Origin of the sequence: Sulfurimonas sp. (assembly GCF_050296975.1) — a bacterium.
In the GTDB taxonomy this organism is placed as follows: Bacteria; Campylobacterota; Campylobacteria; order Campylobacterales; family Sulfurimonadaceae; genus Sulfurimonas.
The window spans coordinates 81,946-102,298 of record NZ_JBNKRX010000011.1 but is presented as its reverse complement, the minus strand read 5'-3'; the positions used below and the strand labels follow the sequence as shown (position 1 = coordinate 102,298).

General features: G+C 35.4%; 17 protein-coding genes. 14 read left to right on the top strand and 3 right to left on the bottom strand.

The window, feature by feature from the left end; translation table 11 throughout:
• Nucleotides 1-266 precede the first annotated feature (266 nt).
• Complete coding sequence (locus ACQY56_RS03490; RefSeq protein ID WP_428738165.1) at nt 267-1,070, top strand: J domain-containing protein; 804 nt, start codon at nt 267-269, stop codon at nt 1,068-1,070.
• Here the strand turns inward: ACQY56_RS03490 and ACQY56_RS03485 are convergent.
• From ACQY56_RS03485 to ACQY56_RS03475, 3 genes are all read right to left on the bottom strand, one after another.
• The gene (locus tag ACQY56_RS03485) at nt 1,063-2,004 is read right to left on the bottom strand and encodes a DUF234 domain-containing protein (RefSeq protein WP_428738164.1); all 942 of its coding nucleotides are present in this window, start codon (nt 2,002-2,004) and stop codon (nt 1,063-1,065) included. The genes ACQY56_RS03490 and ACQY56_RS03485 overlap by 8 nt on opposite strands.
• A gap of 94 nt (nt 2,005-2,098) precedes the next feature.
• Nucleotides 2,099-3,379 (bottom strand): Y-family DNA polymerase, encoded by a 1,281-nt coding sequence (locus ACQY56_RS03480; RefSeq protein ID WP_428738163.1) that lies wholly within the window; start codon nt 3,377-3,379, stop codon nt 2,099-2,101.
• 58 nt (nt 3,380-3,437) lie between these two features.
• Nucleotides 3,438-4,223, bottom strand: coding sequence for a glutaredoxin family protein (locus tag ACQY56_RS03475; protein WP_428738162.1), 786 nt, complete (start codon nt 4,221-4,223; stop codon nt 3,438-3,440).
• Nucleotides 4,224-4,367: 144 nt separating this feature from the next.
• On the opposite strand from ACQY56_RS03475, the gene ACQY56_RS03470 reads away from it, so the two are divergent.
• The 13 genes from ACQY56_RS03470 to ACQY56_RS03410 all read left to right on the top strand — a co-directional run bounded on the left by ACQY56_RS03470 (nt 4,368) and on the right by ACQY56_RS03410 (nt 20,351).
• Nucleotides 4,368-4,835 (top strand): hypothetical protein, encoded by a 468-nt coding sequence (locus ACQY56_RS03470; RefSeq protein WP_428738161.1) that lies wholly within the window; start codon nt 4,368-4,370, stop codon nt 4,833-4,835.
• Complete coding sequence (nfo, locus tag ACQY56_RS03465) at nt 4,832-5,719, top strand: deoxyribonuclease IV (protein ID WP_428738168.1); 888 nt, start codon at nt 4,832-4,834, stop codon at nt 5,717-5,719. Before ACQY56_RS03470 ends, nfo begins: the two co-directional genes overlap by 4 nt.
• Nucleotides 5,720-5,816: 97 nt before the next feature.
• A complete protein-coding gene (locus tag ACQY56_RS03460) occupies nt 5,817-7,136 on the top strand; it encodes an alpha/beta hydrolase (RefSeq protein ID WP_428738160.1) in 1,320 nt (439 codons plus the stop codon).
• Nucleotides 7,137-7,146: 10 nt separating this feature from the next.
• Nucleotides 7,147-8,352: an OmpP1/FadL family transporter gene (locus ACQY56_RS03455; protein ID WP_428738159.1), complete on the top strand. Its 1,206-nt coding sequence runs from the start codon at nt 7,147-7,149 to the stop codon at nt 8,350-8,352.
• An 8-nt stretch (nt 8,353-8,360) separates the two neighbouring features.
• Nucleotides 8,361-10,097 (top strand): ATP-binding protein, encoded by a 1,737-nt coding sequence (locus ACQY56_RS03450; RefSeq protein ID WP_428738158.1) that lies wholly within the window; start codon nt 8,361-8,363, stop codon nt 10,095-10,097.
• A gap of 302 nt (nt 10,098-10,399) precedes the next feature.
• Nucleotides 10,400-10,789, top strand: coding sequence for an NAD(P)H-quinone oxidoreductase subunit 3 (locus tag ACQY56_RS03445; RefSeq protein ID WP_428738157.1), 390 nt, complete (start codon nt 10,400-10,402; stop codon nt 10,787-10,789).
• Nucleotides 10,771-11,280: a NuoB/complex I 20 kDa subunit family protein gene (locus ACQY56_RS03440; RefSeq protein ID WP_428738156.1), complete on the top strand. Its 510-nt coding sequence runs from the start codon at nt 10,771-10,773 to the stop codon at nt 11,278-11,280. Before ACQY56_RS03445 ends, ACQY56_RS03440 begins: the two co-directional genes overlap by 19 nt.
• Complete coding sequence (locus ACQY56_RS03435; protein ID WP_428738155.1) at nt 11,280-12,086, top strand: NADH-quinone oxidoreductase subunit C; 807 nt, start codon at nt 11,280-11,282, stop codon at nt 12,084-12,086. Before ACQY56_RS03440 ends, ACQY56_RS03435 begins: the two co-directional genes overlap by 1 nt.
• Before the next feature lie 12 nt (nt 12,087-12,098).
• Nucleotides 12,099-13,340 (top strand): NADH dehydrogenase (quinone) subunit D, encoded by a 1,242-nt coding sequence (nuoD, locus tag ACQY56_RS03430; protein WP_428738154.1) that lies wholly within the window; start codon nt 12,099-12,101, stop codon nt 13,338-13,340.
• A complete protein-coding gene (locus tag ACQY56_RS03425) occupies nt 13,340-13,567 on the top strand; it encodes an NADH-ubiquinone oxidoreductase subunit E family protein (RefSeq protein WP_428738153.1) in 228 nt (75 codons plus the stop codon). Before nuoD ends, ACQY56_RS03425 begins: the two co-directional genes overlap by 1 nt.
• Nucleotides 13,568-13,576: 9 nt before the next feature.
• A complete protein-coding gene (locus ACQY56_RS03420; protein ID WP_428738152.1) occupies nt 13,577-15,613 on the top strand; it encodes an FAD-dependent oxidoreductase in 2,037 nt (678 codons plus the stop codon).
• 8 nt (nt 15,614-15,621) lie between these two features.
• Nucleotides 15,622-17,868, top strand: coding sequence for an NADH-quinone oxidoreductase subunit G (locus ACQY56_RS03415; protein ID WP_428738151.1), 2,247 nt, complete (start codon nt 15,622-15,624; stop codon nt 17,866-17,868).
• A complete protein-coding gene (locus ACQY56_RS03410) occupies nt 17,865-20,351 on the top strand; it encodes an NADH-quinone oxidoreductase subunit G (RefSeq protein WP_428738150.1) in 2,487 nt (828 codons plus the stop codon). Before ACQY56_RS03415 ends, ACQY56_RS03410 begins: the two co-directional genes overlap by 4 nt.
• Nucleotides 20,352-20,353: the final 2 nt, after the last annotated feature.

Genomic DNA, 20,353 nt, shown 5'->3' with positions numbered 1-20,353 from the left:
AAAGACTGCTATTCTCCATGAGCTAAAAGGACAATTAGAATTGCTCATCTCTCTCTATATGCCAAAAAGCTAAAAAGTGTTACCAAATTAAACACTTTTGCTTAAAAATTACTAAAATTTTACTAAAACTCTATATAAACTTAAAAAAACTATAAAGAAGATGAAAAAGCAATTTGCTAAATAATTCAAACAAGGGATTTTTAAGATAGCTTATGGAACTATATTTGCTATAAGAATGCTATGAAATTCAAATAAAGGTAGCTAATATGGATATAGTACTGCGCAATAATCTTATTCTTATTACTACAAATTTTGATACCTTAAATGCCCCGTGGATGGTAGAATTTTTAAATCATCATACACGTGGTATGCTTTTTTTACCAAAGGCAGTTTTAGTATTTAGAAACGAGTCTTTGATAGAGATTCGAGAACAGTTTTTACATAAACTCAGTGCGCATCACGCACAAGTGCACGACTTTAATCACCACTTTTTTCTACGTTCAATGTTAAAGTATGGATCACAACCGATCAAAATAGAACTCGATAAAGTACAAGAGGCAGAAAATATAAAAGTAAATCTTTATGCGTATGATAAAAATACAGTTCTAATCTCACTAGAAAAACCAAATGCCTGGGTAGTAAACTATATGCGTTCACAATTAGAGGTATATGTTGAGCGTGGAACAGATGTCTCACTTGTTGTAGATGTAAGTGATTATAAAGCAAAAGCAAGGTTAGAAAAAACACTCAACAAACGTCATATTTTACATTATCAAATTCAATACACATATGACAATAAATTTATGTCAAAACTTTATAGTGACTTTGCTAATTTTAGTTTTGGTGATCTTGTCAAAGAGAATGCAATAGATGTCAATAAACATTTTTATACTATTTTAGAATGTCCAATTGGTGCAAGTCAGGATGCACTTAAAAAAAGTTATAAAAAACTTACAAAAGTATATCATCCAGATAAAGTTTACCATGAAGCACCACATATGGTTGAACACTATACAAATAAATTTCAGCTTCTACAAGAAGCGTACGAAGCACTCCGTATAGTTAGCTAAAAAGCATTTTTGCATTGTTTTCTCGAGAGTTGTTTTTTACAAGGACTTTAAGGTCTTCGCTTGTGTAGAGTGCAAGATCAACACCTGCCATAGCTTCAAGCTCTTTAGAAAATCCACGTTTTGAAAATAGTACCCGTTGTGTTGGAGAGATACCTAGTTTTTGACATTTGTCATCAAGTTTATGCAACTCTTTTTTATTAACTTTGTGATTTGTCCATTTACACTCACCCACATAAATTTTTCCATTTTGTGTAGTTGTTAGGATATCTATCTCTACATTTGCATCCCAGTAACTTCCTGAACTTGCTATGTAAGCGTCTCTAAGGTTATAGTTGAGTAAAAGTTCACAAAGCTCTTCATAGACAAGACTTGTATAGGAGTTGTGTCTTTGCTCAAAATCTTCTAATACTTTTTCAAATTTCTCCTCTTGAATATACTTAAAATTTGGTGAGATAAAATAAAACCAAAAACGTATAAAAGGGTAGGTGAAAAATACTTTATGTGAGATACGATGTCTAGCATCGGAGCGTTTGAGTTTTTCATTAGGTGAGTTTTTTCTTGGAGCTGCTTCTCTTGAATACTCCATTTCAATAAGCCCTTTTTCTTGTAAGTAGTTAAGGGCTGCTCCACCATTTCCATTATTTAAACCAGCTTTGTTAAATGCGGAAAAGATTCTACGATCTCCAACAGCTAAAGCGCGTAGTAGTCTTTTATAATCTTTATTGCCAAGGGTGAGTTCTTGTACCTTGTCATAGAGTGCATCAAAGTTTTCCAGTACAAGCTCCAATACAAGCTCTTTGATATCTTTTGTAGTGTCTATTTGCCAATCAACTCCTCCAAATACAGAGAAGTAATCAATCATGCTCTCCATATCATCAGGATAGTTTTTAAAATAAAAAGAGCGAAATTGCTCAAGAAGCCTCAAATTTGTCATGAAAAGTATTTTATCATAAGTTATACACTAAAGTGTACTCTTGACTCTATTTTAAGCTCCCGTGAATACTTTTTAAAAAAAGTATTCCATACGCTTAAGTCAAGAGCATTTCACTCCCCCATTTGATAGCATCAAGTCCATATTTTTCACGTAGTTTTTGTGAAGAGCGTGTGAGATTATGCATTTTTTGCTCATCGTGGAAGTTTATAAGCGAGAGCTCTTTTTTTGAGTGTTTTGTAAAACTACTGGCTTGAATAGTTAGACGGATTACTCGCAAACGTCTTTGTGTATCGGCTTTATTGAACATCTCTTGACATAAAGTATCGAACTTTTTATCGGTAAAAACTTCAGCTAAAGAGATGTTTATATGAGATTTTTGATTCATTTCGTAACGCAAAGAGAGATGAAATACAGTTGGAATAACATCACGTTTTAAGATTGCAAAACTGAGATGCCTTGCCAAGATATGGACACGTCGCCGCAACTCATTTCGATCAAATAGTGGTTCAATTGTACGTGAGATACCGATCGATTTTCGTTCCCTTTTTGTTTGTATCTCTGCATCAACTTCTCCATTGACACGTCTATAAAGCTCTTTTGCATACGGTCCCCAAGATTCTAATGTACCACGACGAGAGCGGAGTTCACCAAGTGTATGTATCTGAACATCATAAAGTTTTTGGCGCATACTTCGCCCAATACCAGCAAAATCTTCTACCTTGATCGGATTGACAAACTTATCAAAATCCCAAGGATAGATCGTTTTAGAGCCAAAAGGTTTTGCATATGTAGTAGCTAGTTTTGCGATATAGCGTGTTGGTGCCGCTCCTATAGAAACTGGTAAACCTAGTTCACGTTTGATATCATGACGCAAAGTATCTATAAAAAAAGGCACTTCATTATCCTCAATCCAACCACTCAAATCACCATAAAACTCATCTATACTCGCTTGTTCGATCAAAGGGATTTTAAGCATCAGATACTCATGCAATTTATGGGAAAGTTTTTGATACAAAGACATATTTGGTGCTTTGATGATAAGCTCAGGACAAAGTTGTAATGCTTCTTCAATTCGCATAGTCGTTTTGACACCAAAAGCACGAGCTTCATAACTAGAGGTTGTTAAAATCCCGCGAATTTTCCCATCACTATCTCTAAAAGCATCTATATCATCATCTTTACTCTCATACGCTTTAAAAAAAGTAGGCACAAAACTCCCACTATTTTCAAGGTTTACGGTTTGTTGTTTAGCACTATTGTCAAATATCTTCGTATCACTCCGCCCACCAATCGCCACAGGTTTATGTTCTAAAGAGGGATCAATGGTACGGATAGCGCTTACAAAAAAGCAGTCTATATCTATGTGGATCTTCATAGATAGAATAATATAAGAAAAAGTGACTAAAGTTTAGTTTTATGACAAATAGACATTTTTATTTAATAGCTTGTAAAATACGACTTTCACTAAAACCTTTGATTACCACATCATCTATGATAACCAAAGGCACTCCTCTTGCACTATGTTTTTTTAGTAAAGATGAACCTTCACTGCTGTTTGAATTAACTTCACGATAAGATTTACCATTTGCACGCAGTAATGCTTTGGCTTTGTCACAGTATGGACATCCTGATCTTGAAACTACGATAATCTCGTGTTGTTTTAGAAAAACATCAGGTCCAAAATCTTCATCACTATCACTGTACGATCTAGAAGCTGTATAGCGTGTTATCGTAGTCTTATCTGCTCTAATCATTCGATCAAGTGAAGCAATCCTTTTTGGCTTTTTATTTTTTTTGTAGTAAGTGAGTATATGCTCTTTGAGCCGATCTTGCTCTTTAAAATAAGGTGCACCAATATCAGCTAAGAGTGTGAATTCTTTGTAGTTATTTTGTTTGATACTTTTTAAAATAGCAATCATATTGAGTTTGACAATATTGTCATGTTGCTTTTGTAATGATCTTAATGATTTTAAATACGTTTGGATATCTTTTTTATTTTGTGATTTATCTGCCTTATGACCTAGCTCTTGCACTTCTTTAGAGACTTTAGAATACTTTATAACTTCAGTTTTCATAGAGTCGTATTTATTAAGTTTTTCAAAATTTTTTGTTGCTTGAAAAAGAGGTGTACCTTGTTCTGAAAACCAGATAGGATATACTTCATTTGCATACAAGTGTGTGTTTAAAAGTAAAAGTAATAGAGTAAAAATATAGCGCATTTGAAATCCTAAAATAATTTTTATCAGTATATCATAATTGATGTTTTTACCGAAGATTAAAACAATAAAAGTAATCTTGTCACTTTATAAGTATTTGTAGATATATTGAATATAATTTTTGAAAAATTAAAAGTAAAGAATTTGATGAGATATTTGGTAGCTTCATTATTATTGGTATTTATTTATGGATGTAGTGTACAACCAACTATTAAAAAATCTAAAATTGTAGTCTTTAAAACAAAACAAATCAAGTTTTCAGATGTGGCATATCTTACAAAAAGTGATGATAGTGTAGAGATTGATTTGTATGTTGCAGGAAATGCATTTAAAAAGATAAGTATTGATGGTATGGTATGTGTCGATAGAGAAGGATGTATGAGAAAATCCTCTTTTAATGAAGAATACCTCTCATCAGCATATCCAGATGATCTTCTTAAAAATGTTTTTTTGGGCAAACCTATTTATGAAGGTAGAAATTTACATAAGACAGCAAATGGGTTTGAGCAAAATATTTCTGATAATGGTGTAGATATTGCATATAAAGTGGAAGAAAATCAAATCTATTTCAAAGACACAATTAATAAAATACTTATAAAAATAAAGGATATATAGTGGCAAAATTTGTAGGGGCACATACAAGTGCAAGTGGTGGAGTATTTAATGCGATTATAAATGCTGAGGCGATAGGGGCAAAGGCATTTGCACTTTTTACAAAAAATCAAAAAAGATGGGATGCAAAACCATTTGATGCAAAAACACTTGACACTTGGTTTGATACTTTAGAAAAATCAGGTATACAACCCAAACATATACTTCCACACGATTCTTACTTGATTAACCTTGGTCACCCTGAAACAGATAAATTAGAAAAAAGCCGTGAAGCCTTTATAGATGAGATGCAGCGTTGTGAGATACTTGGACTTGATCGTCTTAATTTTCATCCAGGGAGTCATCTAGTAAAACTCTCTGCAAAAGAGAAAAAGGATATAGAGTATATTACAAAAGTAGAAAATGAGTGTTTAGATGTAATCGCAGAGTCGATAAATATCGCATTAGATAAAACAAGTGGTGTAAGAGCGGTGATCGAAAACACAGCTGGGCAAGGTTCAAATCTAGGGTATAAGTTTGAACATTTAGCACGTATTATTGAGAAAGTGGAAGATAAAAGTCGTGTTGGCGTGTGTATAGATACCTGCCATATGTTTACAGCAGGATACGACATCAGAACACGTGAAACATACGATAAAACTTGGAGTAGTTTTGGTGAGATTGTAGGGTTTGAGTATCTAAGCGGAATGCACATAAACGATTCGAAACCACCCCTTGGTAGCCGAGTTGACAGACATCACTCTTTAGGAAAAGGGGAAATAGGGCTTGATGCGTTTAGATTTATAATGAATGATGAACGTATGGATGATATACCACTTATACTAGAAACAATCGATGAAACGATCTGGAAAGATGAGATTGCAATGTTGTATTCTTTTCAAAAGTAACCGAAAGATACATTTTTGTAAGTTTATTACACGGGAAGAGTTTTTTTAATATTTGATGTGTTACACTGTGCCTTCACTTCAAAAAAAAGGGATAGTAATGACGGGGAAATTACGAAATGGTTTAGTCACATTGCTTCTGCTAACACTTGGTGTGTTTAGTGGTTGTGGGGACTATGGAAATGAGGGTAAAAATAGTGTTGGTAACAACTTAGTAAGTGCTGAGGTTGTAGAAGAAGTTAATGCTTCAACAATGTTAAGTATTGTTCAAGCTTCGATAAAAGCAGATGCCACAAATGCATTTGGGTATAAAGCTGTTAAAATAATTTATACAACAACAAACCAAGATGGTGCAAGTGTAACAGCATCAGGATTATTAGTTATTCCAAGTGCAACAGATACGTATAAAGCAACTTTAGCATTACTAAATAAAAGTTTTTCTATCTCTATGATTTGTGATAATCATGGAACAATGTTTTTAAATAGTGAAGCACCAACAGAGGTAGAGGTTACAGATGGACTTCCAAACTATTCAGTAGCTGTTTTAATGACAGGTTATGCAGGATTTGCCGCAGTTTTACCAGACTATATAGGGTATGGTGATTCAAATAGTACTTCACACCCATATATCTTAAAAAATGGTTCTGCTCAAGCATCACTTGATATGATTCGTGCAAGTGTAAAATATATGACTGATAATAACATTGTTTACAATGGTCAGCTTTATGTAACAGGGTACTCTGAAGGTGGATATGTAGCGATGAGTCTTGCTAAAGATATTGAGCAAAACCATTCGGATGAATTTACACTAATGGGTGTAGCTCCAATGGCTGGACCGTATAGCCCAGAAGATTTAGCAGATCAAGAACTCAATGCGTCAAAAACAATGGTATATCCTGCATTTTTAGGGTATCTTGCCAATTCATATGCAGCTTATTATAATGATGTTGACTTGAGTGATATCTTGGCAACTGATATAAATACAACAACATTTCCAGCACTTTTTGCAGGTGGTTATAGCTCCACAGAGATTCATGTTGCACTTGGTTTAACAACTGGTTATGGTTATGGAACTTATACAGCAGATAATCTTTTTTCAACAACTTTTATAAATGACTATCAAAACAACGTAAATAATTCTGTAAAAGTACGTTTAGGTGATAATATTGTAAATGATTGGTCTCCAAGATCAGAGTTTAAGTTAATTCATTGTGTAGATGATGAGATTATCCCATATACTCAAACAACTACAGCATATACAAACTTATTAGCAAATGATGTAAATGTGACAATTTCACCGATACCAACAGCGTATCTTTCTCAACAAGTTGATGCAACACACCCATTTGTACATGCAAATTGTGCAACAGAAGCGTATGGCGCTGCAGTAACATGGTTTAATGAAATAAGATCAAGATAAGGTGGAGATGATGAAAAAACAAATTTTAAAATATACACTTCTTTCACTTGCAGCAAGTTCAACTTTATTAGCAAGTGGATATAAAATTCCTGAAAATTCAATGAATGCAGTAGGGCTTTGTGCTGCAAATATCGCTCATGCAAAAGGGGCAGATGCGGCTTATTATAACCCAGCAAATATGGTTTTTATGGAAAATAAAAATTATGTAGAAGTAGCTACGACTTACATAGGACTTGATGCTACAAAATTTACAGGCAGTGGAGCGTATAGTGGGATTGATATAGATGCACATTCAGAGAAATTTTTAATTCCATCATTACATTATGTTTCAGAGGATATCAATGGATATAGAATAGGTTTTGATATTGTTGTTCCTGCAGGGCTGACAAAAAGATGGGATGATGCACCAGCAGTATATAGTGCTAAAAAGTTTTCGTTAGAAGTTGTAGAGCTTAATCCAAGTGTTGCGATGAAACTTACAGATGATATCGCTTTTGCAGCTGGAGTTAGAGCTGTATACTCATCAGGAATTGTTCAAAGTGAATATACAGCTTCTAGGGATTTACAAGGGGATAGTATGGATTTTGGGTACAACCTAGCACTTTCATACAAACCAACTTCTAAAATAGATGTAGCACTAACATATCGTTCAAATATAAACTTAACAGTAAGTGGAAATGCAAAATTAGATGTAAGTGGAACACGTGTGTATGATGGTGGGGGAAATGTTATGGTACCACTTCCAGCATCTGCATCACTAGCAGCTGCATATACATTTGACACAAAAACTACAGTAGAGGTTGTAATAGAGAGAAACTTTTGGTCTGCATATGATGAATTGGATTTTGATTATGCAAGTGCAATACCTGCTATTTTAGTCTCTTCATTTGATGACCCTATCGCAAAAAATTGGAAAGATGTGAATGCGTATCGTGTAGGAGTTACACAAGAGTTGGACAGTATGACACTCATGGCTGGTTTTGTGTATGATCAAAATCCTGTTCCAGATGATAAAGTAACCTTTGAGTTACCAGATAGTGATAGTATGGCGATCTCTTTTGGTATAAGATACCCAGTAAATCAAGATTTAGATGTTGGACTATCTGCAATCTATTCAATGCATGAAGATAGAGATGTATCAAATAGCACTATGGTAGGTACAATATCTAACTCAAACATCACACTAGTCTCTGTTGGTTTAGGATATAAATTTTAAGGATTTTTTTGAAAATATTAACTGATTTTTTAAATACAAAAGATGTAGCAAAAAGCGGAATTTTTATACATCTAAAATGTAGTATCGATGAAGCAAAAATACTTCGTTATGTTGCAAAAAAATATGTTGAAGGTCAAGACGATGTCTTGGTCTTTCAACTGCTTCAAGATCTTTATACACATGCAGATTATGAGTATCTTGATAATTTAAAACATGTGAAAAATTTGCTTGAACTTGGTTGGTTGCACCAACAAAGTTTTACCCCTATCAAAATTGCAGATGTAACACCTCTTGAACTTTTAAATGGTGCAGTAGGTCTTACACCTTCATTTTTACGTTTGCTTCAAGATGGTACACTTGATCTTGATTTACCAGAGGTAAAACCATATGCAGATCATCTTGAGTATTTGCAAGATCAGTTTTTTAGAATAGAGCTATACCAAAAAATGAGTGTTATTCGTCAAAATGTGCATGAACACTCTTTAGGTATCGATAGATTACAAAATAAACTTAAACTTTTAGAAAAAAGAATAGATGAAAGAGTTGCACAAACTGATGAAGAGTTAGTACTCGATCGTTTCTTTAGACAAAAGAAGATGAACAATTACGAACAGGTGATCTTTATAGCTCTGCTTCGTGAAGAGTATAGTTCAACTGACATTTCACTTCGTGAGATGAACACACTTATAGACCTTATATCATTAGATGAGTATGAGCGTATAAAAAATCGTTCACTTTTAGAAGATGGCTCTAATTTGATCGAAAATAACATCATCGATTATGAAGAGATGCTGAATCCTTTTGGGGGAATTTCACGTGCATTTTACATTGTTGATGAGGTGCTTCAAAGTATCATCCATCCACAAAAAACGAAAAAAGTGACACGTCTGAAACTCAATGCTTTGATTGAGGAACAAGATATCTTTGAATTAGTTGAGCCTGAGAGTTCACTAGAGGATGTAGTACTCAATGCTAAAACAAGAGAAACACTAGAGAACTTGATGAAACAAGTAGATAAAGAGGTTGTAGCTCGTTTAGTCAAATGGGGAATAAAAAATAAAAAATCTGGTATCGATGCACGTATCATTTTTTATGGAGCGGCTGGAACAGGAAAGACTATGACGGCATACTCTCTAGCAAAATCATTAAAACGCCAAGTACTCGCATTTGATTGTTCAAAAATTCTCTCTATGTATGTAGGGGAGAGTGAAAAAAATGTAAGAAAGATTTTTGACACTTTTTATGAACTTACAGAAAAAACAAAAACAGAGCCTATTTTGCTGCTAAATGAAGCAGATCAGTTCTTAGGTGCAAGAAGTAGTGGAAATATAACAGGCTCAGATCAGATGCATAATCAGATGCAAAATATCTTTTTAGAACAGATTGAAAACTTTAGAGGGATGCTCATTGCAACTACAAACTTACTTGAAAACATAGACACAGCATTTTCAAGAAGATTTAACTACAAAATAGAGTTTAAAAAACCAGATTATGAACAACGTGTACAGCTTTGGGGAAAAATGTTGCCAAAAGATGCACCATATGAAGAGGATTTTAGTAAAGAAAAATTGGCTGAGTACTCTTTAACGGGTGGACAAATTAACTTAATCGTAAAAAATACTGCGTATAAAGTTGCAGTAAAAGAGGAGCCTATCTTTTTGATGAAAGATTTTATAGGTGAGATTGAACGCGAAAAAACTGGTAACTTTGACAGTGAAAAATCTATGGGATTCTTAAATAAATAAAGTATAGAGTTCCATAGAGTATTTTTTGTAACACTCTATACTTTTTCTTATAATAAGTATTACAAAACTACACATATGCTAATTTTTCATCATTTTTATGTTGCAAATTGTGACATCACAAACTACTTTTTTTTCGTATAAACTTTTTTTTAATACTCTTTTTGATATAGTGCAGTAACTGTTTTTTCTAATATTTACAGAACACTTTAGTTTTATAATTTGAAGTGTTATTAGATATTAGAAAACAATATAAAAATAGGGTTACACATCAGAGTGGACTCTTATGAAAAAAGGTAGGTTATATGGAGCATATTAGTACTGCAAATCCTTACTTTGGGGTATTTGTACTTTTTGTTATAACATTTGGTGCTTTTTACGCAACAACTGTAATTGCAAGACTTGCATCACGCGCACTAGCAGCAAAAGACACTGAAAAAATTAAACTCTCAGTATATGAGTGTGGACCTGAGATAACGAAACAACCAAATAGAGTTTCCCCTCAGTTTTATCTATTTGCACTTTTATTTTTACTGTTTGATGTGGAAATAGTATTTATGTTTCCTTGGGCAGTAGATTTTAAAGTACTTGGATGGTTTGGATTTGCTGAGATGATTATGTTCATCCTCTTACTCGCAATAGGATTTGTATATGCATGGAAAAAAGGAGCGCTAGAATGGCACAACATAAAGTAAATTATACACAAGATGGTGGATTGCCAGTTGCACTTACATCGATCGATAAAGTTGTAAATTGGGGACGCTCAAACTCACTTTGGGCACTTACATATGGTCTTGCTTGTTGTGGTATTGAGATGATGGCATCAGGGGCTTCACGTTATGACTTTGACCGTTATGGGACGATCTTTAGAGCATCTCCTCGTCAAGCTGATGTTATGATTGTAGCTGGTACGCTTACAAAAAAACACGCTGAATTCATTAAACGTCTTTATGATCAAATGACTGAGCCACGTTGGGTAATAAGCATGGGTTCTTGTGCAAACACTGGTGGAATGTTCAATACGTATGCAACTGTTCAAGGTGCAGATAGAATCATCCCTGTTGATCTATATCTACCAGGTTGTGCACCACGTCCAGAGACACTTCAGTATGGTGTTATGTTATTACAGCAAAAAATTCGTGCACAAAAAGCTGGTCGTGCACAAAAAGCTAAAAGGTTAATGTAATGAGAGCGTATACACCAAAAGATGATGTACAGAAAAAAGCGTACTATACAGATAGATTTTATGTAGCTCCACAAGTTCCTAAAACTGCGGTTGAAGAAGATGCTACATTTGCAACAGATTTAGCTGCTATAAAAGCAAAGTTTGAAGTAAGTGATGTTTACATTCAAGTTGAACAGATGGTTGTATATATCAATGCAAACGATATTTATGGCGTACTTGAACTTATGAAAAATGAGCTTGAATATACTCAGCTTTCTGAACTTAGTGCGATCGATTGGTTAGCAAAAGATGGAACTTTTGAGATTTTCTATCAGATGCTTTCTATGACAAAACGTAAACGTATCCGTATCAAATACTTTATCAAAGAGGGTCAAGCAGTTGATTCTGTTGAAAAACTTTTTAGAAGTGCGGACTGGTCTGAGCGTGAGATGTTTGATATGTTTGGAATTGAGGCAAACGGACACCCATTTATGAAACGTATCCTTATGCCTTATGATTGGCAGGGACATCCACTTCGCAAAACATATCCACTTCAAGGTGATGAATTTGCTGCTTGGTATGAAGTTGATAAAATCTACGGAAAAGAAGCTCGTGATATTATCGGGCCTGAACTTCGTGATACGGCGCGTGTTGACAGATACGATTCACAGCGTTTTGCACGTCTTGGTTTTGAAGTACCTAAAGGAACTGAAATCACTGACAATATGGAGCGAACTCACCAAGATTACCAAGAAGAGGGTGGAGTATTCCTCATCAAAAAATATACAAAAGAGTCATCAAAAGTTATTGATGATCCGCAAAGATAGGGTGGTAGAAATATGGCACAAGTAAAAAACAGATTAACACCGTTTTTTGAAAATATTACATTTGACAGAGACGATAATGAGCTTATCTTAAACTTCGGTCCACAGCACCCATCTGCTCACGGACAGTTACGTTTAATGCTTCACTTACAACAAGAGCAGATCGTAAAAGCACATCCAGATGTTGGATACCTTCACCGTGGTATGGAGAAGATGGCTGAAAATATGATCTATAACGAGTTTATGCCTACTACTGACCGTATGGATTATATCGCTTCATCTGCAAATAACTACGGTTTTGCACTTGCAGTTGAAAAATTAGTTGGACTTGAAGTTCCACGTCGTGCAAAAGTTATCCGTATGATGATCTTAGAGATCAATCGTATGATGTCTCACCTTTTCTGGTTAGCAACAACTGCGCTTGATATCGGTGCGATGACTATTTTCTTATTTGCATTCCGTGAGCGTGAATATTTAATGGATATTATGGAGGGGTACTGTGGTGCTCGTTTAACTCATGCTGCTATTCGCATTGGTGGTGTTCCTTTGGATATTCAAGATAATTTTCTAGCGCAACTAAGAACTTTCTTGGACAAACTTCCACAAAACATCAAAGATTACGAAGACCTACTAGATTCTAACCGTATCTGGAGAATGAGAATGGAAGATGTTGGAACAATTCCAACAGATATGGCACTTTCATGGGGATGTACAGGTCCAATGCTTCGTGCTTCGGGTGTAGCATGGGATATCCGTAAAGAGGAACCTTATGAGCTTTATGATGAAGTAGAGTTTGATGTACCATTCTCTGATAAAGGGGATAACTTCGCACGTTACCGCATCTATATGGAAGAGATGAGACAAACTGCAAAAATTCTTTACCAAACAATTGAGATGTATGAGAGATGTGTAAAAGAGGGACAAACGGAGTTAATGGTCCATGCACCTAAATATATCTCAGCTCCAAAGCTAGATATCATGACGCAGAACTACTCTTTAATGCAACACTTTGTACTTGTAACACAAGGGATGAGACCACCAGTTGGTGAGGTATATGTTCCAACAGAATCTCCAAAAGGGGAACTTGGTTTTTACATTAACTCTCAAGGTGGACCATACCCATACAGACTAAAACTTCGTGCGCCTTCGTTCTGGCATACAGGAATTTTAACTGATCTTTTACCAGGGCATTATATTCCGGATGTTGTTTCTATTATTGGTACGACAAACATTGTATTTGGAGAGGTTGATAGATAATGAAAAGATATGATTTAAGACATTTAAAAAACGACTTTGAACCTCGTATGAAAGAGATTTTAGGTGAGACTCATAAAGCAAGTGAGACATTGATTTTTCTTTTTGAAATTGGTGACTTTACTCCAGTGCAAAGAAGTGCAGATTTAGTAAAAGAGTGTGGTTGGGAGTTATATAACTCATTAAAGTTTAACGAAGTTGACTGGACTATCGTTGTTAAAAAAGATTAGGAATTTGATTTGAGCAAAGTATATTTTTCTACTTGGAATGGGGAGCTGATTAATAATGTCGGTAAACCACAGGATAAGTGGGAAGAATCAGCATATAACTTACCAGCACAATACGATGATCATAGATCGTCACGTGCGTTTATTGGGTGGGATGGTGTTACACTTTTTGATGAAGATGTAGATGTTATCCGCCTTGCAATGGAATATGCTGCACAGTATCAGGAATACTCTGAAGCATGTGGTCGTTGTGCACCGGGGCGTTGGGGTGGACGTATTTTATACGATCAGCTCAATAAAATTGCTCGTGGTGAAGGTGAAATTGCTGATTTTAACCACTTAAAAGAGATCTCAAAAAGTATGCAGATTACTTCTAAATGTGAGATTGGTAAAACTGTTCCAAATCCTATTTTAGATTTGATGACTCACTTTGAAGATACATTTTTAGAGTGTATTAACAAAAAAATGCCATCAAAACATTATGATGGAGATGCTAGTTACATTGCTAAAATCACTGCACCTTGTAGTGATGCATGTCCAGCTCATGTTGATATCCCTGGATATATCGAAGGTGTAAGAGATTTACGTTTTGATGATTCTCTAGAAGCTACTCGTCAAACTATGCCATTAGCTCACACTTGTGGTCGTGTCTGTCCACACCCGTGTGAAGATGCTTGTCGTAGAACAAATCTTGATGAGTCTATCTCTATTATGGCACTTAAACGTCTTGGTGCTGATTATGAAACTGATCATGGGTACGACTTTTTCCATCCAATGGAGAAAAAGTCCTCAATTGGTAAAAAAATTGCCGTAATAGGTGCTGGTCCTGCTGGACTTACAACTGCTTATTATACAGCTGCTGAAGGGATCGAAGTTGATTGTTATGAAGAGCTTCCAGTTCTTGGTGGTGAGGTGACAGTTGGAGTTCCAGAGTACCGTATGCCTTGGGATAAATACGCGCAAGACATCGAATGTGTCCGCGATATGGGTGTAAACTTCATTACTAACAGTAAAATCACAGCTGATGATATGCGTAAGTTTGAGCAAGATTACGATGCAGTAATGGTTGCAACTGGTACGAGAATTTCAAAAAAAGTTCGTTGTGACAACGAGCGTGAAGAGATTAAAGGGTACTGGGGGGCAATTGATTTTCTTGACTGGGTTAACCTTTATGAGAAGTTTGATATTAAAACTCCAAAACATGTTCAAGAGAAGCAGATGCTTCCAACGGATCACGTGGATTTAACCGGTAAAACAGTTGTATGTGTTGGTGGTGGTTTTACATCTATGGACGTTGTACGTTGTTCTATCCGTGCTGGAGCTGCTCGTGTAATTATGATCTATCGTCGTGATGAGAAAACTATCATCCGTAACACTACCTATGAAGAGTATCATGAAGCAGTTGAAGAGGGAGTAGAGTTTTTCTTCCACTCAGCGGTCAATAAGATCACGACAGATGAAAATGATGTTTTAACAGAGCTTTTAATTGACAAGTATGAACTCGTACCAGATCCAGATGGTGGTCGTCCGAATTTAGAAAAAGTTGAGGGTGCATCGTACACGATTGAAGCGGATTACTTAATTCCTGCAGTTTCTCAATCAGCTGATTTAGGGTTGCTTCCAGAGGAGTGGGATATCGAGATGACTTCATGGGCTACTATAAAAACAAATGGTAAAGATTATATGACATCTCGCAAAGGTATCTTTGCTTCAGGAGATTGTGAATATGGTCCAATGACAATTGTAAATGCAGTAGGTCAAGCAAAACGTGCAGCTTCTGTAATGGCAAGATATGTACAAAGTGGTGAGATCACTTTAAGCGATGAGGAGATCATGGAAGATCATCTTATGAAGTTAAAAGTGTACGATAAAAATGAAAAAATCACTGGTTGGCTCCCAGGATTACCTCGTGAAGTAGCTGAAGTTTTAGATGTTGATGTAAGAAAAAACAACAACAAAGAGGTAAATCTTGGGTTTACACAAGAACAAGCACTTAGCGAAGCTGAACGTTGTATGCGTTGTTATTACATCGCTATGGTACAGGCGTAGGGGGCATTATGAGTAAGACAATTAACTTTAAAATTGATGGTCAAGCAGTAAGTGCCAATAAGGGTGAGACTATTTTACAAGCTGCACGTAAAGTGGGGATATATATTCCAACTATGTGTTACATTACAAAAACAAGTCCTTGTGCATCGTGTCGTATATGTTCAGTGGAAGTTGAAGGTGTTGATGGATTTATATTATCATGTAATACACCTCCAACTGAAGGTATTATCGTTAGAACAAACTCAGAAGCTCTCGAACAAGAGCGTACAAACATCATGAAATTTTATAATGTAAATCACCCATTAGAGTGTGGTGTATGTGATAAATCTGGTGAGTGTGATCTACAAAATATGACCTTAGAGTTTGGTGTTTCACAACAAAACTTCTCTGCACGTGACCAACATAAAACTGTAAAAGACTGGGGACTCATCTCTTACGATCCAGCGCTTTGTATCATGTGTGAGAAATGTACACATGTTTGTAATGAAGCAATTGGTGATGATGCAATCGATGTATATTTTGGTGGATATAGTTCAACTATCATCCCTAAAAATTCTGAGAAACTTGATTGTACGTTCTGTGGTGAATGTATAGCAGTTTGTCCAGTTGGTGCTCTTGTAAGTAGTGACTTTAAATACTCAGCAAACGCATGGGAGTTAAAACGTGTCCCATCAACATGTGCACATTGTTCGGCTGGATGTCCTTTAGAGTATGAAGTACGTCACAGTGGTCTTAATGGGGATAAAGAGATTTACAGAGTGAAAAATAACTTTGAGTTTACATCACTTTGCGGTGCTGGACGTTTTGGGTTTGACTTTGCAAACAGACAAAAAAGTGATGCAGTTGCATTTGAAAAAGCAGTTGAAGCACTAAAAAATGCACAAGCTATCCGTTTTAATTCGATGATTACAAACGAAGAAGCGTATATCTTACAAAAACTAAAAGAGATACTTGGTCTTAAACTTTTTAACGAAGATGCAAGAATGTATAGTAACTTTATGAAAGCATACAGCTCTGTAAGTGGAAAACTACACCATAGCGGTTCACTCGATGCAATCAAACAAGCGGAGGCTGTTATAGTTGTAGGTTCAAGAATTGCAACTGATAATCCTGGTGTAAGATATGCCCTTACAACTGCATCTCGCCATAACGGTGCAAAAATTGTATATGCACACCCAATTGAAGATGCACTGCTACAAAATACAGTAACACAGTTTATGAAGTATGAAGTTGGAACTGAAGAGGGTGTATTAGCACTTATTGCAAATGAGCTTTTAGCGAGTGTTGATATCGATGAAGATACAAAAGCATTTTTAGATAACTTGGATTTAGGTAATTTATCTGCTGAGAGCAATATTGGTGATGATGAGTTGGCATTTATGACTAAGCAGTTTAAACGTGCTAATAATAAAGTGCTTGTAATAGGTAGCGATCTTTTAGCGCATGAGCGTAGTGAAAATATTGCTAAACTAGCAGCTACAATTGAAAAGTATTCAGAATATTCATTAGTTGTAGTCCCATCAGATGTAAATACAGCTGGTGTAAGTATGATTTGTGATTTAGATGTTGATGAACTAACTGTAAATACAGTTGGTTATAACGCTAGTGGAGAGTTTGTTATCTCCTCTTTAGGTAATGCAGATTTAGCAGTACCAGCACTGAATCAACAAGAGGGAACTGTTGTAAGCATAGATAACAGAGTGTTACCTCTTAATGTTGCAGTTGCTTTCGATGGGTATACATTAAATGATATAGCTTCTTGTTTAGGTTTAGAGGCTAAAAATACGATTGATTATACAAAAGAACTAGCTAATATAGCTGGATTTAAAGCGATTGATTTTGATGATTTAGAAAATTTCTTAACTGGCTTAGGCGAAGATGTCAGAGGATATCTACTCGATGAAGTAGAAGTAGATGCAAATGGCACACTTGAAGAGGTAGAAGAGTTACCAGAGTATAACGGTACAGTTATATACAACGCAAATCCAGTTTTACAGTTCAATAATTACACAAATAAAACAAAACAACTACCAAAAGATACTACACTCAGAGGTTCAGCACAGTTTGCTACAGCTGCTAAAATATCTGATGGTGATGAAGTAACAATCACTTTTGGTAGTACAACATTAAAAAGAACTTTTCAACTTGATAGTGAGTTAAAAGGGACTATTGCACTTAATCCTGTGTTTGATATAACGCAGAGTGCGAGTGCATATAGATTTGCAAAATCCAAGATAGAAAGAGTGGTACAATGAGTAAGATCAGTATAAATATTGATGGCCGTGAAGTACAGACGCAAGAGGGCGAATATATATTAAACGCTGCTCGTGCGAATGATATTTTTATACCAGCTATATGTTATTTGACACGATGTTCGCCAACATTAGCTTGTCGTATTTGTCTTGTTGAAGCTGATGGTAAACAGGTATATGCTTGTAATGCCAAAGCTAAAGATGGGATGAATATCGTAACTAAGACTGAGAACATCGAAAAAGAGCGTCGTGCAATTATGGAAGTTTATGATGTAAATCATCCATTACAGTGTGGTGTTTGTGATCAATCAGGTGAGTGTGAGTTACAAAACTATACACTTGAAATGGGTGTAGATTCTCAAAGTTATTCAATTAAAGATGTAGATAGAAGTGCTCATGATTGGGGACACTTACACTACGATCCAGGTTTATGTATAGTTTGTGAGAGATGTGCAACTGTTTGTAAAGATATGATTGGAGATAACTCTTTAAAAACTATTGCACGTGGTGCTGATGCAATTGATGCAGAATTTAAAGAGAGTATGCCAAAAGATTCATATGCAATGTGGAACAAGTTAAATAAATCTGTTATTGGTTTAACAAACGGTACAGATGAGCTTGATTGTACATCATGTGGAGAATGTGCATCTGTATGTCCAGTTGGTGCTTTAGTTGATACACATTTTATGTATAAATCAAATGCATGGGAGTTAAAACAAGTACCTGCTACTTGTGGACATTGTAGTGCAGGATGCCAAATCTTTTATGATGTAAAACATACAGATTTACACGATGATACACAAAAAATCTATCGTGTAACAAATGAGTATAACTATGTATCTCTATGTGGAGCTGGACGTTATGGGTTTGATTACCAAAACAGTGATGCGACAAAGGATGAAGTTGCATTTGCTAATGCGATTGAAGCATTCAAAAAAGCAGATACGATCAAGTTTACTTCAACGATTACAAATGAAGAGGCATATCTCTTACAAGCTATGAAAGAAAAATTTGGTTATAAACTTGTAAATGATGAAGCAAAAGCATTCCAAACTTTCTTAAAAGATTACTCTGAAGTAAGTGGAAAATCACTTTATGGAGGTGATTTAAAAGTTACGATGGATTCTAATTTCATTGTTTCAGTTGGATCAGCACTTAAATCTGACAATCCAAATGCAAGATACGCACTGAACAACTCTATGACTGTAAACAAAGGTGCTGGACTTTATTTCCACCCTGTAAAAGACCCTATTATTGAAGGTCTTGGCAAATCTATTATGAGTGTAGAACATGCTCCACTTCAAGAGGAGATAGCACTTTATCTCGTTCTTGATCTATTTGGAAACAAAGAAACTATGCCAAGTGATTTAGCTGAATATTTGGCATCTTTCCACTCTGAAAAGACTATCACAGTTGAAGAGACTGTAAAAGAGAAAGTGGTAGAAGTTGTTAAAGAGATGAAACTCAATGAAGAGACTGGGGAAGAGGAAGAGGTTGAGGTAGAAAAATCAACTATGGTTTCTAAAACAGTTTCTAAAGAAGTTGTCATTGATGAGAACAAACTTTTAGAGCTTATCGGAGCTGGTGATAAGTTTATGGAAGATTTAGAAAAAAATCTTAAAAAAGCAGAAACATTTGCACTTGTGGTTGGACCTGATCTTTACAGCCATCCAAACTCTAAAAATTTAGCAAGATTAGTAGCACTTGTAGAGAAATATTCAGAGTTTACAGTAACAATGATTCCATCACTTACAAATACATTAGGTGTAAGCCTTATTTGTGAACTTGATGATATAGCTGGTACATATACAATCGGTTACAACGCCAAAGCAGATTTCACTCTTAGTGCTTTAGGTGATGGTGACCTTGATATGCCAGCAATCAATCAACAAGAGGGTACACTTACATCAATTAATAAACGTGTAAATCCTACAAATGCAGCAGTCGCATATAATGGGTATGAGTTAAATGATATCGCAAATGCTCTTGAAATTACTGCTCAGAATGTAATTGACTATACTGCAAAACTTCCAACTTCAAAAGGTTTTAAAGCTGAGATGTTTGATAATCTACCAAATCACTATGACAATGATGGTGTTGAGGTAAGAGGTTATGTGTTAGAAAATGTAGCAGTAAAAACAAGTGGCGATGAAACTGTTAATAAATTCAGCGAAGATAAGTTAGAAGGCAGTATAATCTATCTTGCTAACCCTGTAAGACAATTTAATAGTTTCACAAACAAAGCTACAGAGCTTAATGAAGTGAGTGGCGTGTATATGTCAGAAGAGTTCTTATCTAACTCAGATTTTAATGAGGGTGATACAGTATGTGTGAAAACAGCAAAAGGGGAACTTACAGCATCAGTAGTAAGTGATAATAAAATAGCTGGTTCAATCATTGTTCTTCCAACTTTTGATTCAAATTTAAATTCAGAGGCTTTATTTGACGGATACCGTTTTAGTTCAGCTTCGATAGAAAAGGTGTAGTG

Bases quoted from the DNA above. Each gene is read 5' to 3' on its own strand.
- ACQY56_RS03490 (WP_428738165.1), top strand. From the start codon at position 267: ATGGATATAGTACTGCGCAATAATCTTATTCTTATTACTACAAATTTT.
- ACQY56_RS03485 (WP_428738164.1), bottom strand. From the start codon at position 2,004: ATGACAAATTTGAGGCTTCTTGAGCAATTTCGCTCTTTTTATTTTAAA.
- ACQY56_RS03480 (WP_428738163.1), bottom strand. From the start codon at position 3,379: ATGAAGATCCACATAGATATAGACTGCTTTTTTGTAAGCGCTATCCGT.
- ACQY56_RS03475 (WP_428738162.1), bottom strand. From the start codon at position 4,223: ATGCGCTATATTTTTACTCTATTACTTTTACTTTTAAACACACACTTG.
- ACQY56_RS03470 (WP_428738161.1), top strand. From the start codon at position 4,368: ATGAGATATTTGGTAGCTTCATTATTATTGGTATTTATTTATGGATGT.
- ACQY56_RS03460 (WP_428738160.1), top strand. From the start codon at position 5,817: ATGACGGGGAAATTACGAAATGGTTTAGTCACATTGCTTCTGCTAACA.
- ACQY56_RS03455 (WP_428738159.1), top strand. From the start codon at position 7,147: ATGAAAAAACAAATTTTAAAATATACACTTCTTTCACTTGCAGCAAGT.
- ACQY56_RS03445 (WP_428738157.1), top strand. From the start codon at position 10,400: ATGGAGCATATTAGTACTGCAAATCCTTACTTTGGGGTATTTGTACTT.
- ACQY56_RS03440 (WP_428738156.1), top strand. From the start codon at position 10,771: ATGGCACAACATAAAGTAAATTATACACAAGATGGTGGATTGCCAGTT.
- ACQY56_RS03435 (WP_428738155.1), top strand. From the start codon at position 11,280: ATGAGAGCGTATACACCAAAAGATGATGTACAGAAAAAAGCGTACTAT.
- nuoD (WP_428738154.1), top strand. From the start codon at position 12,099: ATGGCACAAGTAAAAAACAGATTAACACCGTTTTTTGAAAATATTACA.
- ACQY56_RS03425 (WP_428738153.1), top strand. From the start codon at position 13,340: ATGAAAAGATATGATTTAAGACATTTAAAAAACGACTTTGAACCTCGT.
- ACQY56_RS03415 (WP_428738151.1), top strand. From the start codon at position 15,622: ATGAGTAAGACAATTAACTTTAAAATTGATGGTCAAGCAGTAAGTGCC.
- ACQY56_RS03410 (WP_428738150.1), top strand. From the start codon at position 17,865: ATGAGTAAGATCAGTATAAATATTGATGGCCGTGAAGTACAGACGCAA.